This is a genomic window from Stutzerimonas stutzeri, assembly GCF_009789555.1.
GTDB classification, from domain to species: Bacteria; Pseudomonadota; Gammaproteobacteria; order Pseudomonadales; family Pseudomonadaceae; genus Stutzerimonas; species Stutzerimonas stutzeri_R.
The window spans coordinates 2,423,754-2,441,221 of record NZ_CP046902.1 but is presented as its reverse complement, the minus strand read 5'-3'; the positions used below and the strand labels follow the sequence as shown (position 1 = coordinate 2,441,221).

At 63.0% G+C, this 17,468-nt stretch carries 16 protein-coding genes; 15 read left to right on the top strand and 1 reads right to left on the bottom strand.

Annotated elements, in window-relative coordinates:
* Positions 1-39: 39 nt before the first annotated feature.
* The 15 genes from GQA94_RS11370 to GQA94_RS11300 all read left to right on the top strand — a co-directional run bounded on the left by GQA94_RS11370 (position 40) and on the right by GQA94_RS11300 (position 15,804).
* Entirely contained in the window at positions 40-1,158 is a 1,119-nt protein-coding gene (locus GQA94_RS11370) for a glycosyltransferase family 4 protein (RefSeq protein ID WP_158188131.1), read from the top strand.
* A 120-nt stretch (positions 1,159-1,278) separates the two neighbouring features.
* Positions 1,279-2,496 (top strand): glycosyltransferase family 4 protein, encoded by a 1,218-nt coding sequence (locus GQA94_RS11365; protein WP_158188130.1) that lies wholly within the window; start codon positions 1,279-1,281, stop codon positions 2,494-2,496.
* Positions 2,497-2,529: 33 nt separating this feature from the next.
* Positions 2,530-2,859, top strand: a complete 330-nt coding sequence (locus tag GQA94_RS11360) for a hypothetical protein (protein ID WP_158188129.1) — start codon at positions 2,530-2,532, stop codon at positions 2,857-2,859.
* 23 nt (positions 2,860-2,882) lie between these two features.
* A complete protein-coding gene (locus GQA94_RS11355; protein ID WP_158188128.1) occupies positions 2,883-3,101 on the top strand; it encodes a hypothetical protein in 219 nt (72 codons plus the stop codon).
* A 107-nt stretch (positions 3,102-3,208) separates the two neighbouring features.
* Complete coding sequence (locus GQA94_RS11350) at positions 3,209-4,207, top strand: glycosyltransferase (protein WP_158188127.1); 999 nt, start codon at positions 3,209-3,211, stop codon at positions 4,205-4,207.
* Positions 4,208-4,253: 46 nt separating this feature from the next.
* Complete coding sequence (locus GQA94_RS11345; RefSeq protein ID WP_158188126.1) at positions 4,254-5,324, top strand: acyltransferase family protein; 1,071 nt, start codon at positions 4,254-4,256, stop codon at positions 5,322-5,324.
* 114 nt (positions 5,325-5,438) lie between these two features.
* Entirely contained in the window at positions 5,439-7,040 is a 1,602-nt protein-coding gene (locus GQA94_RS11340) for a sensor domain-containing diguanylate cyclase (protein ID WP_158188125.1), read from the top strand.
* A gap of 465 nt (positions 7,041-7,505) precedes the next feature.
* A complete protein-coding gene (locus tag GQA94_RS11335; RefSeq protein ID WP_158188124.1) occupies positions 7,506-8,357 on the top strand; it encodes an STAS domain-containing protein in 852 nt (283 codons plus the stop codon).
* Complete coding sequence (locus GQA94_RS11330) at positions 8,357-8,719, top strand: STAS domain-containing protein (RefSeq protein ID WP_158188123.1); 363 nt, start codon at positions 8,357-8,359, stop codon at positions 8,717-8,719. Before GQA94_RS11335 ends, GQA94_RS11330 begins: the two co-directional genes overlap by 1 nt.
* Positions 8,716-9,120 carry an anti-sigma regulatory factor gene (locus GQA94_RS11325; RefSeq protein ID WP_158188122.1) on the top strand — a complete coding sequence of 135 codons (405 nt, stop codon included), beginning with the start codon at positions 8,716-8,718 and terminating at the stop codon, positions 9,118-9,120. The genes GQA94_RS11330 and GQA94_RS11325 overlap by 4 nt, the downstream gene beginning before the upstream one ends.
* Positions 9,117-10,127 (top strand): ATP-binding protein, encoded by a 1,011-nt coding sequence (locus GQA94_RS11320; protein WP_158188121.1) that lies wholly within the window; start codon positions 9,117-9,119, stop codon positions 10,125-10,127. The genes GQA94_RS11325 and GQA94_RS11320 overlap by 4 nt, the downstream gene beginning before the upstream one ends.
* Positions 10,120-10,977, top strand: a complete 858-nt coding sequence (locus GQA94_RS11315) for a sensor histidine kinase (protein ID WP_158188120.1) — start codon at positions 10,120-10,122, stop codon at positions 10,975-10,977. The genes GQA94_RS11320 and GQA94_RS11315 overlap by 8 nt, the downstream gene beginning before the upstream one ends.
* On the top strand, positions 10,967-12,925 hold the full coding sequence (locus GQA94_RS11310; RefSeq protein ID WP_158188119.1) for a response regulator: 1,959 nt from the start codon (positions 10,967-10,969) through the stop codon (positions 12,923-12,925). The genes GQA94_RS11315 and GQA94_RS11310 overlap by 11 nt, the downstream gene beginning before the upstream one ends.
* Before the next feature lie 326 nt (positions 12,926-13,251).
* Positions 13,252-14,577 carry a 30S ribosomal protein S12 methylthiotransferase RimO gene (gene rimO / locus GQA94_RS11305; RefSeq protein WP_158188118.1) on the top strand — a complete coding sequence of 442 codons (1,326 nt, stop codon included), beginning with the start codon at positions 13,252-13,254 and terminating at the stop codon, positions 14,575-14,577.
* Between the two features lie 411 nt (positions 14,578-14,988).
* Positions 14,989-15,804: an outer membrane protein OmpK gene (locus GQA94_RS11300; protein WP_158188117.1), complete on the top strand. Its 816-nt coding sequence runs from the start codon at positions 14,989-14,991 to the stop codon at positions 15,802-15,804.
* Positions 15,805-16,020: 216 nt separating this feature from the next.
* Here the strand turns inward: GQA94_RS11300 and GQA94_RS11295 are convergent, their stop codons facing one another.
* Positions 16,021-17,457 (bottom strand): amidohydrolase family protein, encoded by a 1,437-nt coding sequence (locus tag GQA94_RS11295; protein ID WP_158188116.1) that lies wholly within the window; start codon positions 17,455-17,457, stop codon positions 16,021-16,023.
* Between the last annotated feature and the right edge of the window lie 11 nt (positions 17,458-17,468).

The following is a 17,468-nucleotide window of genomic DNA, read 5'->3' as shown; positions in this document are numbered from 1 at the left end:
GTCCCGCTGCGAACAGTTTCTTGAAAAGAGGAATTTCAGATGATTGTGATCAATGCGCGCTTTCTGACCCAGGAAATGCGAGGCGTACAGCGTTTCGCGGAGCAGATCAGCCTGCAGCTCAGCCACCTGCGTGACGATCTGGTGTTCGTTGCGCCGCACGACATACGCCTGCATGACAGTGCCGAGCAGTTGCAGGTACGCCGCATCGGCCGCCACCGAGGCCACCTGTGGGAACAGTTGGACCTGCCGCTGTGGCTCGTGCGCAATGGCAGCCCACCGCTGGTCTCGCTCTGCAACACGGCCCCGCTGGCCTACGGCAACCAGATCGCGACCCACCACGACATCACCTATGTCAGGCACCCGGAGAGTTACTCGAAAGCCTTCCGCACCGCCTATCGCAACCTGACACCCCTGCTACTCAAGCGAATCAAGGCATTGATCACCGTGAGCGAATTTTCCCGGAAAGAAATAGCTCGCTTCTACGGCTACCCGGCAGACCATATCTGGGTGGTGCCCAACGCCGTGGACGCCCGCTTTCAACCCTTTTGCGCAGAACGATGCCCGCGTGGCTCGGCGCCGTACCTGCTGGCCGTCTCATCGCCCAGCGCTCACAAGAACTTTGCGAGAATGGTCGCCGCCTTCCTGAAACTCGAAGGGCTTGAGGAAGTCGAGCTGCGCATCATCGGCGACTCGAACCGCGTCTTTTCCGGCAGCCTCCACGATGTCGCCGGCAGCCGCCGCATCCGCATGCTTGGCCGGCTCACCGACGAAGAGCTGGTCGAGGCCTACCAGGGCGCAACGGCCTTCGTGTTTCCGTCCGTTTACGAAGGCTTCGGGATTCCCCCGCTCGAAGCGCAGGCCTGTGGTTGCCCGGTCATCGCGGCACGCGCCGCCTCCATTCCCGAAGTGCTGGGTGACAGCGCGCTGTATTTCGATCCGTTGCAGGTCAAGGACATCGCCGACTGCATGCAGCGGGTCCTGCGGGACGAAGCGTTGCGCCAGGACCTGCGCCGGCGCGGCAAGGCGAACGTGGCACGGTACTGCTGGCACTCCTCGGCCCGACAGGTTTCACGGCTCATCGACCAGGCGTTCACCGGCGTGCGGGATGGCAAGAAGGCAGGCTTGCAACAGCTCCCGTTCGGCCCGCCGAAGCATTAGCCCAGGCGAGCACCGGGTCGCCAACCACACCGGTGCACCGCCACCACCTCGAAAACGCCATGGCCGACCGATCGACCATCGGCCCCGCTGTCTCTTCTCTATTTCACCAAAGGCTAACGTATGAAAATCGCCATTGTTCATGATTGGCTGGTGACCTATGCCGGCGCCGAACGGGTCCTTGCCGGGTTGCTCGAAACCTGGCCGGAAGCCGACCTGTTCGCCGTGATCGACTTTCTGTCCGATGAGGATCGGATCAGCCTCGGCGGCAAGCGCGCCACCACCACCTTCATCCAACAACTGCCCAAGGCGAAGACGCACTATCAGAAATACCTGCCCCTGATGCCGCTGGCCATCGAGCAGCTCGACATGTCGGCCTATGACCTGGTGATCTCCAGCAGTCACGCCGTGGCGAAGGGCGTGCTCACCGGACCGAACCAGTTGCATATCAGCTATGTGCATTCGCCGATCCGCTACGCCTGGGACCTGCAGCACCAGTACTTGCACGAGGCCAGCCTGGAGCGCGGCTTCAAGGCTAAACTGGCGCGCATGCTGCTGCACTACATGCGCATGTGGGACCAGCGCACCGCCAGCGGCGTGGACGAATTCATCGCCAACTCGCATTTCATCGGCCGGCGTATCAACAAGAGCTATCGGCGTACCTCCACGGTGATCTACCCGCCCGTCGACACCCGCCAGTTCACGCTCTACGCGCAAAAAGAGGATTTTTACCTGACCGCCTCGCGGATGGTGCCCTACAAGCGCATTCCAATGATCGTCGAGGCCTTTTCGCGGATGCCGGACAAGAAGCTGATCGTGATCGGCACCGGCCCCGAAATGGAAAAGGCAAAAGAACTCGCGACGCCGAACGTGACCCTGATGGGTTATCAGAATTTTTCGGTGCTCCTGCATTACATGCAACGCGCCCGCGCCTTCGTGTTTGCCGCCGAGGAAGATTTCGGCATCGCGCCCATCGAGGCGCAAGCCTGTGGCACACCAGTCATCGCCTATGGCAGAGGGGGTGTACTCGAAACGGTGCGGGGTATCGACCACGTGGAGCCGACCGGCGTGTTCTATCCGGAGCAAACGCCCGAGTCGCTGATCGCTGCGATTGCAGAGTTCGAGTCCGAAGCGCATCACATTCTGCCCGACGCCTGTCGCACCAGTGCGGAGCGTTTTTCAACCGAACGATTCAGGCAGGAGATCAAAACCTTCGTCGATACTAGGGTTCGAGAGGTTTCGTTGCTTCAAGGGCAGGACGCGCTATTGCATCGACCCAGCGTAACCCCGGCAAGCGTCACGCCGGTGTACCCCGCGGCGGTTCCAATGAAGCAGGCCTGACCAGAACCTCATCTCAATTGCGAGGTTTCAAGGATGAACACAGCAACCCCCTGCATTCGCACGACACGCGCGCTGAGCATCGCCCTGGTGGTCTGCGCGACGACCGTCGCTACCCAGCTCTCCGGCCAATCCCGAGAACTGTCGTACCCTCAGGGCTATGACAGCCATGCGCGGGACACGCTCGGCTGCGCCGGCATGAAGCCCCAGCCGATGACCCTCGAACAGGGCACTCGCCAGTTCGTACCCATGTGCAACGACAGCGCCCGATCCGCCGCGATATCCCCTTCGCCCGTGCGCCTGGCGAGGCCGCTAACCGATGGCCAGTACATCCGCTCCGGCGACAGCATCCGCTACTCGTTTTAATCCTGCGATTTTTTGGAGGTGCCATGGACAGTGCAAACCAGAACAGACAATCGCTGGTTTACGCCGACGGTTATTCCTACACGGAAATATTCCAGGCGCCCGAGCTGCCAGGGATGCCCAGCGGCAATCGGCTGATCAGCGTCTTTCATGCGTTCTTTACCGCCGACCGGGACAGCGGCGATGCCGCCGCTGTCGCCGTACCACCCGATAACAGGATCACGGAGGCCGCTGGCGACCGCTGATTCGCCAGCGCTCAGGCTTACCGCTGCAGGGCCGCAGCCGCCTCGACAGATGGCGCTCATGGCGCTGGTGCGGCGGTCGTTTCCCCCGACTCGTGCAGAGACACCCCATGACCCTGAAAACAACCGTGGTGACCGTGACCTATGGCGATCGGCTGGCCTATCTGCTGCAGCTGATCGAACGCGCCCTGGCGTTCGTCGAAATCAACGAAGTGATCGTCGTGAGCAACGCGGCCCTCGCGCCGCTGGACCCGTTGCCGGAACGCTGGCCTGGCAAGGTCCGAGTGATCGAACTGCAACACAACACCGGCTCGGCCAATGGCTATGCCGTGGCGCTCGAAGCCGCGCTGGCCGGCGGCGCCGATTACATCTGGATGATGGACGACGACAACGCGCCGACGGCTGCCGCTGTGACGATCCTGCATCGCGAACTGGCGCGCCTTGGCGGCCTGCTCGGTCCGGATCGGGTCGCGGTACTGGGCTATCGGGCCACCCAGCAGGCCGACATCGCCCAAGGTGTCCCGGCGCGCTACGTGCTCCAGCCTCGCTCCAGCTATTTCGGCTTTCATATCGCCCAGTTGCCCTTCAAGCTCTGGCGCCGACTCCCTTGGGGCAAGAAGCCCGGCAAGCGGCCCGCGAGCATCAGCCTGCCGTTCGCGCCCTACGGCGGCATGCTTGCGCATCGCAGCCTGTACCAGCGCATCGGCATGCCCCTCAAAGAGCTGGTGCTCTACGTCGACGACACCGAGTACACCCGGCGCATCACCGCACGTGGCGGGCGCCTGTTCATGTTCACCGATGCGGTGATCGACGAACTCGAGCAGTCCTGGAACATCAAGGCCCGCACTCGCAACATCTACGAAACCTTCCTGCTCGGCGACTCGGACTTCCGCGCCTATTACGCCGCACGCAACCAGGCCTGGTTCGACAAGAACGTCTGGGCCGCGTCGCCTCGGCTGCATCGCCTCAATCGCGCCATCTTTCTCACCCTGCTGCGCCTGATCGCCCGGTTGCGCAATTCGCGAGATCGCCTGGCGATCCTCGAGCAAGCCATTCGCGACGGTGAGAGCGGCGACCTGGGCATGAGCAAGCTCTTTCCTTTGCGTTGATCCGCCGGGGCGGTTAGCACCGCCCCGGCTCATGGGGGCATTATTCATGGACGTCACATCGACTCAGCGTGACGCGAACAACTTCGACTTCCTGCGATTGTTTGCCGCCTCTGCGGTCGTTATCGGCCACTGCTACTGGCTGTCGGGGGCAGGCGATATCGAGCCGGTACGGCTGTTCACCGGATCGATGGATACCGCCGACATCGCCGTGAACCTGTTCTTCGTGATGAGCGGTTTTCTGATCGCCGGCTCTTGGATGAACAGCCGCAGTGCGCTGGACTTCGCCGCCAAACGTGCGCTTCGCATTTTCCCGGCGCTGGGCGTATCGATCCTGTTCACCACCCTCGTCATCGGCCCGCTGGCGACCCGCCTGCCGCTGGACGACTACCTGCTCGACAACCAGACGTTGCGCTACCTGGGCAACATGGTGCTGGTCACGCAATTTCATCTACCCGGCGTCTTCAGCGACAACCCCTTCCCCGTCACCGTCAACGGATCGGTCTGGACGTTGCCCTACGAAGTGCTGATGTACGCCTCGCTGATGGTCATGGGCCTGATCAAGGCGTTCGGCCGAGTCACCGTGCTGGCCGTGCCCGCCGCATTGATGTTGATTCATTTCCATCTCGCGCCAGGCCTGGGGCTGGACAGCGACATTCTGCGCAAGTCCACCCGGCTGGGGATGTTCTTTTTTTTCGGCTCGGCGCTGTACCTGTACCGCCCCCATCTGCCATGGAACTGGAAGATCGCACTCGGCCTGCTCAGCCTGTCGCTGCTGACCGCCAGAACGGAGCTGTGGCTGTATACCCATGTGCTGACGCTGCCGTACCTGACGATCTACCTGGCACACCTGCAGGTGCCGGCGCTCTCCGGATTCGGACGATATGGCGACTTCTCCTACGGCATCTACATCTTCAGCTTTCCGATCCAACAACTGCTGATGCACTGGTTCAGCCCGCAATTGCCGCTGGGCGCGTTCATGGCGATCAGCCTGCTGGCAAGCGTTGGCGTTGCCGTGTTGTCCTGGCATTGGATGGAATCTCCGGCATTACGGCTGAAACGCTACCTGCCCGGGGCTCGCAACGGCGTCAGCCGAGCGAATCTCAGCCCGGCGCCCTGACGGCCGGCTGCACCCAGCGCAACGCTCGCGCCGCCGAAAAATCGTGTCGGCTATGGAGCCCCGTCACCAAACCCCCTACCATGCATCGCGATTCCCCTCAGACATCCACCGTTCATGCCCTTTGCCACTCTGTTTCGCGTAGACCTGCGGCGGCTGATAGTGATGCTGGCGATCCTCAGTGGACTGGTCACGCTGGGCATCAGCTTCTACGCGAGCTACCAGGTACAGCGTGAGTCCCTCATTGACAGCACGCTGGAAGCCAATCGGGCCTATGCGGCCAAGCTGGCCGACGGTACCGAAACCTTTTTCGTTTCGGTACAGCAGCAACTGCGATACAGCGCCGACATCCTGGCCGAGCAGTTCGATGACGAAACGCTCGATCGAGAGGTCGAACGGCTGCGGTTGCAAACCAACAGTTTCAACATCGTCGTCGTCACCGATGCGCGGAGCACGGTCCGGGCCATCTCGCCCAGCCACTCGCAGCTGGTCGGTTATCAGCTGGATACACCCGGCGCCGTGGAAGCCCTGAAAGAACAGAAGCCGATCATCAGCAGCCCCTACACCTCGGCGCTCGGCACGCTGGTCATCTCGATCTCGCAACCGATCCTGGGCAAGGACGGCGCCTACCTCGGCTACATCGGTGGGGTCATCAGCCTCAAGGAGCCGAACATCCTGAAGAGCATGCTCGGCGAGCATTTCTACCAGGACGGCTCTTATCTGTACGCCATCGACCAGCATCGACGGCTGCTCTACCACCCGGACCCCAAGCGGCTCGGCACCCTGGTTGGCGACAATGCGGTCATCGACCGGGTTATCGGCGGTGAGTCGGGCAGCCAGCGGGTCATCAACAGCCGCGGGCAGGACATGCTCGCCGGTTTTGCCGCGGTGCCGACCGCCCGTTGGGGCATCGTCGCGCAACGGCCGACCGCGGCGACGCTCCACCCGCTCGACGACCTGATGCTCGAAGTTTTGCGCCAGACAGCGCCCCTCGCCCTGCTCACCTTCGTTGCGGTCTGGTGGTTGTCGGCACTGATTTCGCGCCCGTTGTGGCAGTTGGCCAAGAGCGCAGGCGGGATGGATGCGCCAACCAGCGCGGAACGCATCCAGCGAATCCGCTCCTGGTACTTCGAAGCCGCTCAACTCAAACGCGCCATGCAGATCGGCATCAATCTGCTGCACCAACGCATCGGCAAGCTCAACCTCGATGCCCAGACCGATCCCTTGACCGGCCTGCATAACCGCCGCGGCCTCACGCTCGCGCTCGACGCACTGAGCGCCGAAGGGCATTCGTTCGCTGTCGTTGCCCTGGACATCGACCATTTCAAGCGCATCAACGACACCTACGGTCACGACGTGGGCGACGAGGTCATCCTGCACCTCGCGCAACTGATGACGACCTGCTCGCGCGGCGCGGACACATTGTGTCGAAGTGGCGGCGAAGAGTTCCTGATGCTGTTGCCCGACACCAACCTTGAATCGGCGTTTCGGGTCGCTGAGCGCTTGCGCCACTGCGTCGAGCAGGAACAGATGCCCCAGGTGGGGCACATCACCATTTCCCTCGGCATCGCGGTCTGGCCCATACACGCCGACAGCATCGAGCGGGTGTTCAAACTGGCCGACGGCGCGCTGTACCTGGCCAAGCAGAACGGACGAAATCGCTCCGAGGTCGCCGAACTGGACCAGGATGCGACGGACCTTTCCAGCCTCGACCGATGAGCCGATCCGGTTCGAGCACGGTCACATCGTGGCCCGACGTGGATAGCCCAGCATCGCTGGGCTTTTTTTTGCCGCGCGAAACAGAGCGTCGCCGGCCCGCAACCGCCTTCACAGCCTGCTGTATTGACCGGCGTTGCGGGCTCGCCCCGCATGGGGTCCCGCATGCCGATATGCACGGGGTGCCCAACGTGGGCGAAAAACATTGACCAAGCAGCAAACTTGAGGCGAAATGCCACCATCGAACAGTGACCACACTCCCGCGCCGAATGAGAGGCGAACCGCCTCGCCCTCAGCGGATGCGAGTGTCGTCTACAGCGGGCCGGAATTTACCTACGACCGCCTGCGCGCTGGGCTGCCGTCGGCGGCCCAGGCGGGAAACGATCAGTTTTCTCGCCAGGCTGGAACGCCCGCAGGCAATTCGAATCAAACCCGACTACCGCAGCACCTTTAAAAGGACCCGCGCCGATGGCCGCATTGCAACAGCGAACCCTGAACCTCATTGCCACCAAACAGCAGGAACTGCTCCAGCGCTGGACCGCCGATCTCGAGGCCAGCGGTGCGTACCGCAACATCAAGGCCGACGAGTTTCACCAGCAGACGAGCGATTTCATCCGCCTGCTGATGGCTGGCGCAAGCCAAACCGATTCCAACGATCTCAGGGCTTCGAGCTGGGAAGAGATGCGGCTGTTCCTGGAAAAGCTGTCCCACAGCCACGTGCTGCTGGGCTTCGATTCACAGCAGACCGCCGGCTTCATCTTTTCCCTCAAGCGCCCGATGATGCCATTGCTGCAGGGCGAATACGCCGATGAGCCGGCAGTGCTCGCCGAGCAGCTCTGGGCCCTTTCCGAGCTGATCGACCAGCTTGGCCTGCACACCGTGCGCACCTTCCAGAAGTCGCGCGAGGCGGTCATCAAGCGTCAGCAGGAAGAGCTGCTGGAACTCTCCACCCCGGTCGTCAAGCTCTGGGACGGCGTGCTGGCCTTGCCGATGATCGGAACCCTCGACTCGCAACGCACCCAGGTCGTGATGGAATCGTTGCTGCAACGCATCGTCGATACCGGCTCGGAAATTGCCATCATCGACATCACCGGTGTGCCAACCGTCGACACCCTCGTCGCCCAGCACCTGCTCAAGACCGTAACGGCCATTCGCCTGATGGGTGCCGATTGCATCATCAGCGGCGTGCGGCCGCAGATCGCCCAGACCATCGTGCACCTGGGCCTCGACCTGCAAGGGATTGTCACCAAGGCTTCGCTCGCCGACGCGCTGGCGCTTGCCCTGCGCCGCTCCGGGCTCACTGTCAGCAAGGCGGTCTAATGGAGCGTATTCCGATTTTGCGGATGGGTGACTTCCTGCTCGTCACCATCCAGGTCGATATGCATGACCAACTGGCACTGACCCTCCAGGACGACCTGGCCGAACGGATCAGCGCAACCTCGGCCCGCGCCGTACTGATCGATATTTCCGCACTGGACATGGTCGATTCGTTCATTGGCCGAATGATCAGTTCGATCTCCGGGCTTTCCCGGATCATGGACGCCGAAACCGTGGTCGTCGGCATGCAGCCAGCGGTCGCGATCACGCTCGTCGAACTGGGCCTGACGCTCCAGGGCGTCAGCACCGCGCTCAATGTCGAGAAAGGCATGCAACTGCTTCACAAGCGGATGGCCGATCAATGACCGAGCCCACCAGCGGGAGCCTGCCGGTACGCATCGAGCAGGATGTCGTGCTGGCCCGGCAGGCTGTCCGCAAGCTTGCGCAGGGCTGCGGCATGCGCTTGATCGACCAGACCAAGCTGGTCACCGCCGTCAGCGAGTTGGCTCGCAACACCATCGTCTACGGCGGTGGTGGCGACATGGACTGGACGCTTCTCGACGAGGGGCCGCGTTCCGGCATCCGCCTGATCTTTCGCGATGAAGGCCCCGGTATCGCCGATATCAAATTAGCCATGACCGACGGCTGGACCTCCGGCGGCGGTCTAGGCCTCGGCCTGACGGGCGCCAAACGCCTGGTGGATGAGTTCGAACTCGACAGCTCGCCGGGACAGGGCACTCGAATCAGCATCACCAAATGGTCATGAACCTGCAAGGGACCAAAACCACCGTGCTGCCGATCGAGGACCCGAGCCAGGTCGGACATGCTCGTCGCATCGCACAATCGCTGGCCAATGACCTGGGATTCGATGCGACCGATGCCGGTCGCGTGGCGCTGGCGGCCACCGAACTGGCCACCAACCTGCTCAAGCACGCCCATCATGGCGCGCTTCACCTTCGTTCGATTCCGGCACGCAGCGGCAGCGGCATCGAACTGGTTGCCGTGGACCGGGGCCCCGGCTTCAACGCGGGCGAATGCCTGGCCGATGGCTTTTCCACGGGCGGTACCCAGGGCACCGGACTCGGGGCGCTGGTGCGCCAGGCACAGGTATTCGACCTCTATTCCGACAGCCGAGGTTCGGTCTTACTCGCGCAGCTGTACCCCCGCCATGTATCGGCGGCGCCCGTTCGCTTCGGCGTCAGCCAGCATTCGCTGCATGACATCCCGGCTTGCGGAGATGTCTGGCACCTGGCTGTCGACGGGTCGAGGATCAGCGCGCTGGTGATCGACGGCATCGGGCACGGTGAAGAAGCTGAACAGGCCGGTCTTGCCGGCGCCGCCGTGTTCGCCGCCGCGCCGTTCTCGGAGCCGACGATCAGCATGCTCGAGATGCATCAGGCGATGATGGGTACGCGTGGCGGCGCGGCGGCGGTGGCCCTTTACGATGCCAGAACCAATAATTTGCGTTTCGCCGGGATTGGCAATATCGGTGCCTGCGTGCTGAATGCGGAGAAAAGCCGAGGCCTGGCCTCCCATCCCGGCATCGTCGGCTCTCAGTACCGCAAGGGCCAGGGTTTCGATTATCCGGTGGATGACGGTCAGTTGCTGATCATGTTCAGCGACGGTCTGCAATCACGCTGGAATCTGCGCGACTATCCGGGCCTGATACATCGTCATCCGTCGACGATCGCGACACTGCTGCACAGAGACTTCTGCCGCGGGCGTGATGACGTGACTGTTATGGTAATTGCGCTGGAGGCAGCCCGTGATTGATCCAACCGCACCTGAACTCATCGAACGGCTGCGCAGCGAAAACGAGTCACTTCGCGCCGAGCTCGAAGAAACCAACCAGGGGGTCCTGGCGTTGTATGCCGAGCTTGACACGCAAGCCGAGGCGCTGCGCCAGGCTTCCGATCTGAAGAGCCGGTTTCTGTCGTACATGAGTCACGAGTTCCGCACGCCGCTGGGTTCCATTCGCAGCATCACACGCTTGCTCAACGACGAAATGGATGGGCCGCTCAGCGATGAGCAGCACAAACAGGTCCTGTTCATCAGCGCCGCGGCGACCGAGCTCAGCGACATGGTTGACGACTTGCTCGACCTGGCCAAGATCGAGGCAGGCCGGATTACCATTTCGCCCGCCTGGTTCGACATGCTCGATCTGTTCGCAGCCCTGCGAGGAATGTTTCGCCCCATCGTCGAGGCCAACGCGGTTGCGCTGATCTTCGAGGAACCGCAGGATATGCCGCGGTTGTACACCGACGACAAGAAGCTGGCGCAGATCCTGCGAAACTTCATCTCCAACGCACTCAAGTTCACGCAGACCGGGGAAGTCCGGGTTTCGGTGCGTCCGGAAGGCAACCAGGCGGTGCGCTTCGCCGTGCAGGACACCGGCATCGGCATACCCAAGGACCTGCACGGCAACCTCTTCGAGGATTTCGTCCAGATCGATTCGCCCTTGCAGAAACGCCTGCGGGGCACCGGCCTGGGCCTGTCGTTGTGCAAACGCTTCGCCGAGCTGCTCGGCGGACGGGTCGGCGTCGACAGTACGCCTGGCGTCGGCTCGACGTTCTTCGTGGTCATACCCGTCGCCATCTGCGCGGAGCCGGTCGATGAACACTGATAGCAAGCTGCTGGTGGTAGACGACAACGCTGCGACGCGCTATGCGATACGCCGCGTGCTGGAGCGGCACGGCTATGCGGTTCTCGAGGCGGGCACGGGCACCGAAGGGCTGGACCTGATCGCCACGACAGACATCGACGCCATCATTCTCGATGTGAACCTGCCAGACATGAGCGGCTTCGACATTGTCCGCCAGTTGCGAACCGATGATCGTACCCGCTTGCTACCGGTCATCCATGTCTCGGCGGCATCCATCCAGACGGGCGACATCATCACCGGTCTGGAGGCCGGGGCCGATGCCTATCTGATTCACCCTGTCGACCCGGACGTCCTGCTTGCCACCTTGCGCACCCTGTTGCGCGTCCGCGACACCGAGCACGCGCTGCGTGAAAGCGAAGCACGCTTCAGGGAAATCTTCTCCCAGGTCGCAGCGCCAATCGCGGTCATCGACCCCCAGCTGCGGATTCACGAGAGCAACCGTGCCCTGTCGCGGCTGCTCGGCGACCTCGCAGAGCCAACCGAACTGGTCACCCGCATCGCCGAGGGCCAGCAAACCAAACTGGAGACGCTGCGCGAGCGTCTGGCAAGCGGCGGACGCTGGCAGGACACCCTGATCATGCACGCCGCGGCCGGCGAGCGGCGCGAGACCAAGTGGCAGGTCTCGCCGTACCGGGATTCGGAGCGCGGGCTGGTGTTCATCGAGGACATCACCGAGCAGCAACAACGTGAACGATCCCAACGCCAGCAGCTCGAGACCGCGAACACGGAGCTGGCCCGCGAGGTGGCCGAACGCGTTCGCACCGAAGCGCAACTGATGCAGGCGCAGAAGATGGACGCGCTGGGCAAGCTGACCGGCGGCATCGCGCATGACTTCAACAACCTGCTGACCGGCATCATCACCGGCCTCGAGCTGCTCAAGAAGCGCATGCATGAAGGCCGTAGCGATGCGGTCCTGCGCTTTGCAGACACGGCACTGAATTCTGCTCGCAGCGCCGCCTCGATGACCAATCGCCTGCTGGCGTTCGCTCGACAACAGCCGCTCGACGCCCGGCCCGCCGACCTCAACGAGCAGATTCGATCACTCGAAGAACTGCTGCAACGCACCATCGGCGAACAGATATCCCTGCACCTGCAACTCACCGATCACGCGGCCGTCGCCCAGGTCGATGCCAACCAGCTCGAAAGCGCCATCCTCAATCTGGTCATCAATGCCCGCGACGCCCTGCCCCGCGGCGGCAACATCACCATCGGCACCGCGGCCTTGCAGTCGCAGGGCCATGCCGACCTCGCCGATGGCGATTACGTCGTGCTCACCGTCAAGGACGACGGCACGGGGATCGCCCCGCAATTTCTGAGCAAGGTCTTCGACCCGTTTTTCACCACCAAGCCGCTTGGCCAGGGAACAGGGCTGGGATTGTCCTCGATCTATGGCTTCGCCCGGCAATCCGGCGGGGAAGCCCGGCTGACCAGCACCGTTGGCCAGGGCACCGAGGTTTCGCTGGTACTGCCAGCAGCCCTGGCGACCCAGGCGGTGTCGCCCTCGGTGAACGACCTGCCGATGGGCAACGGTGAGCATATCCTGATCGTCGAAGACATGCCGGCGGTGCGCATGCTCGTCGCCGAGATGCTCGGTGAGGCGGGCTACCGTTGCAGCGAAGCCGGCGACGCGGCGACCGCGCTATCGGTACTGCAGGACGATCACAGCGTGAATCTGCTGCTGACCGATGTCGGCCTGCCGCAACTGTCGGGACGCGAGCTGGCCGACACGGCGCGCAGCTACCGGCCGACGCTGCCCATCCTGTTCATGACCGGTTATGCCGAAAATGCGGTGCGTGTGGATCGCTTTCTGGCCGAGGGCATGGATCTGGTGGTCAAGCCGTTTCAGATCGGTGAGTTGCTCGCAAAGGTGCGCAAGATGCTGGACACCGCCGCGAGCCGTAATCTCTAGTCGAACATCTACCTGCACCGCGCGGCATCGGGCTGCGCCCGGCCTGGCAGTCACAGGGCGAGCAGCATCGAGACGCCAGGGCCACCGGCCGTAGCGCGACTCGCCCGCACGAGGCATCGAAGCGTCCCGCATCGCCTGATGCCCGATCGGCACGCCCGTGGCTCCGCCGCGGGCCCCTCAGCGAGCCGCCGTGCTCATCGCCCCTCGGGCCTGTTGCAGCTGACGGTCGGCACGGCCTCATGCAACCTGATGGGGCTCGTAAACCCGCGGATCGCTGTATACTCGCGCGCTGTTTTTTTCATGCCGTATTGCCGAGGCGGCCTGCTATGTCTAAGAAAGCTCCTAGTGTAGGGTTCGTGTCGCTTGGGTGTCCCAAAGCCACGGTGGACTCCGAACGCATCCTGACGCAGCTGCGTATGGAGGGTTACCAGATCGTGCCCACCTACCAGGACGCCGATGTGGTGGTGGTCAACACCTGCGGTTTCATCGACAGCGCCAAGGCTGAATCGCTGGACGCCATCGGCGAGGCCATTGCCGAGAACGGCAAGGTGATCGTCACCGGCTGCATGGGCGTGGCCGAAGACAACATCCGCAACGTGCATCCCAGCGTGCTCGCCGTGACCGGTCCCCAGCAGTACGAGCAGGTCGTCAATGCCGTGCATGAAGTGGTGCCGCCCAACATCGACCATGATCCCTTTGTCGATCTGGTGCCGCCGCAGGGCATCAAGCTCACCCCGCGCCACTACGCCTATCTGAAGATTTCCGAAGGCTGCAACCACACCTGCAGCTTCTGCATCATCCCGTCCATGCGCGGCAAGCTGGTCAGCCGTCCGGTGGGCGATGTACTCAGCGAAGCCGAGCGTCTGGTCAAGGCGGGCGTCAAGGAAGTCCTGGTGATTTCCCAGGACACCAGCGCTTACGGCGTCGACGTGAAATACAAGACCGATTTCTGGAACGGCCAGCCGGTCAAGACCCGCATGCTGGAACTCTGCCAGGCGCTGTCAAGCATGGGCGTGTGGGTACGGCTGCATTACGTCTATCCGTACCCGAACGTCGATGATGTGATTCCGCTGATGGCCGAAGGCAAGCTGCTCCCCTATCTCGACATTCCGTTCCAGCACGCCAGCCCGAAGGTGCTCAAGGCCATGAAGCGGCCGGCGTTCGAGGACAAAACGCTGGCGCGCATCAAGAAGTGGCGCGAGATCTGCCCGCAACTGACCATTCGTTCGACCTTCATCGTCGGCTTTCCCGGCGAGACCGAGGAGGATTTCCAATACCTGCTCGACTGGCTGACCGAAGCACAGCTGGACCGCGTCGGCTGCTTCCAGTATTCCCCGGTCGAGGGCGCGCCGGCAGAGGCGCTGGACCTGGAGCCGGTACCTGATGACGTCAAGCAGGACCGTTGGGACCGCTTCATGGCCCATCAGCAGGCCATCAGCGCGGCCCGCCTGGCGCGCAAGGTCGGCCAGGAAATCGAAGTGCTGATCGATGAGGTCGATGACGACGGCGCGATTGGTCGCTCCTACGCCGACGCGCCGGAAATCGACGGCATGGTCTACATCGATAGCGAACATCCGCTGCAACCCGGCGACAAGGTCTGGGTCCGGGTGACCAACGCCGACGAGTACGACCTCTGGGCCGAGACGATCTGATCGGCGCCCACCGAAAGCCGAAAAGCCCCGCATCAGCGGGGCTTTTTCATGCTCGACCGGCATCGCGAAGCAAAGCCAGGCTCCAGCGCCCGACGCCTCCGGCGTGCGGCCTTCATTCATTGGCTGCGACCGCACTGTCCGGCTCAATTCGGGCCCGGCCCGGTGGCCATCTGCTTGCATCAAGATGAGGCATTGTCGGGACGGTCAGGTTTTTTCTGGGGCAGGACCCTCGGCAAACGCTGGCGGAAATCACCCACGCAGAACAACCGAATCGGTATGTATTTGATAGATAACGATATATCGCAAATTGACAGCGCCTCGTTCGACTTGGCGCAGGACTTGCTTTTCGTCTGTCACACCTGACCGTTCGGCCAAGAAAACACGCACACATAACGCAACAGGAGCACTCCCATGAAATCCATTATGACCACCGCCGCACTTGCGAGCGGCTTGATGCTCGCAGGCGAGGCGATGGCGGCCCCGATGCTTTGGCAGAACAACAGCCTGACCTATCTCTACGGCAAGGACTTCAAGGTCGATGCCGGAGAAATCCAGCAGACCGTCACTTTCGAGCATGCCAGCGGCTGGACCTGGGGCGACATGTTCCTGTTCGTCGACAACAAGTGGTACAACGGTCTGTCCGGCAATGACGGCCACACCTATTACGGCGAGTTCAGCCCGCGGCTGTCCTTCGGCAAGATCACCGGAACCGACCTGTCCTTTGGTCCGATCAAGGATGTGCTGCTGGCGTTTACCTATGAACGCGGCGAGAGCCAGGATGACGGCACGCCCAACCAGAACTACCTGTTCGGCCCCGCCGTTGACCTGAGCGTCCCAGGTTTCGATCGGTTTAACGTCAATTTCTACTACCGCAAGCCCGACGGCACGACCGGCAAGCCCTCCGGCCAGTGGCAGATCACGCCAACATGGGCAATGACCATTCCCGTGGGTAAGTCGGACATACTCTTTGACGGCTACATCGACTGGGTAGTCAATGACAAGAGCAAGAACGGCAACGAGCTCAAGCGCAATTTCCACTTCAACCCACAGATCAAGTACGACCTGGGCAAGGCGCTGGATTACACGCCAGGCAAGCTTTATGTGGGTATCGAATACGACTACTGGTCGAACAAGTACGGCATCGAGGACGGCGGCTTCGTCAGCGAAAACTTCGTAGGCCCGACCGACCAGAACACCTTCAGCGCCATCGTCAAAGCTCATTTCTGACGATCACGCCGCCCGGCCTCGTCGGGCGGCGTAGCATCCCTCCGGGCAGCCGTTGCGCAATACCAGCCGCCCGCCTTCTCTTCGACACGCCAACCCCACCCGATCACTCGAGTGAGCAGTTTCCCCGCTCTCGCAGCCTGCTTGCCGACGCCTACCCTGGCTCAAGGCCAGGGCGTCCTGCGCCGCATTGCGCAGGGCCCGTTGCACCGCAACCCGTCAGGCCAGCGATTCCGCCCGCCGCACCAGGCGTGCCACCGCCTCCCGCGCCTGCCGGCCCAGCTCAGCCATGTCGAAACCCGGAATGCCATCGTTTTCGACGACCAGGCGTCCGCCCACCAGTAGCGCTTGTAGATGGGCACGGCCACCGCTGGCGATCGGGCCGATGGCGAGGTCGTGCAGGCCGAAGTACCGCGGGTCGTCGAGCCGATAAACAGCCAGATCCGCGGCCTGGCCGACCTGCAACGTGCCGACGCCATCGAGCCCCAGGACCCTGGCCCCGCCAGCAGTTCCCCAGCGCAGCACGTCCTCGATACTCGCCGCATCGGCGCCGCCTTCGAAGGTGCCGCCGTCATAGCGCGGCTGCGCCCTTTCGCCCTTGCGCGCTCGCTGCAACAGCCAGGCGGCATGCGCTTCGGATTGCATATCGGCCGCCTCGTTGGACGCGGCGCCATCAACGCCCAGCGACACCGTTACGCCGGCCGCTTCCAGCGCGGGCAGATCGGCGATGCCGCTGCCGAGCCGGCCGTTGCTCTGCGGGCAGCTGGCGATGCCGGTGCCGGTTTCGCCGAGCAGACGAATCTCGTCGGGCAGCAGCTTCACCATATGTGCGAACCAGACGTCAGACCCGACCCAGCCTTGCTCGGCGCAGAACTGCACGGGCGTCATGCCGAACTTGGCGCGCGCCGCGTCGAGATAGTCGACGGTCTCGGAAAGATGGCTGTGCAGGCGAATGCCAAGGCCGCGCGCGACCTCTGCCGTCATGCGCAACTCTTCAGGTGTGGTCGAATGCAATGTCGTGGTCGGCGCCATGACTACCCGCCGCCGGGCATCGGCAGCCGGGTCGTGGTAGGTCGCGACCAAGCGCTCCACGTCGGCAAGGTAGTTCTCGATACGCTCGGGGCGCAGCGCCTGCGGCAGGTCGGCCTCGAGCTGACGAGTCTGCGTCGCGCCGCCGCGACAGAGCACGAAGCGCACCCCCAATGCCTCGGCCTCCTCGAACAGGATTGCGGCGCTGTCGAACGGCATGCCGGGGTAATACAGGTAATGGTGGTCGGCCACGGTGCCGCAGCCCGAGCGCACCAGTTCGACCAGCCCGATGCGGGCGGCCAGACGGAAGCTGTCCTCATCGAAGGCACCGCGAAAACGATACGGCGTGGCGGCCAGCCAGGGCGTCAGCGTCTGATTCAGTCCTTGGGGCTCGCCCTTGAGCAGCGACTGAAACAGGTGATGATGGGTGTTGACCCACGCGGGATAAACCACGCAGTCACGCGCATTGATGATCTGTTCGCCCGGCTGAGGCTCGAGTTGGCCAAGCGCCGCGATGCGGCCATCGACAATACGGATATCAGGCCCGGCGTGACGCGCCGCGTCGCCGGACAGGCCGGTGAGGATGGCGCTGGCATTGCGAATCAGCCAGTTGGTGTTGGTGTGCATGGTTGAAATCC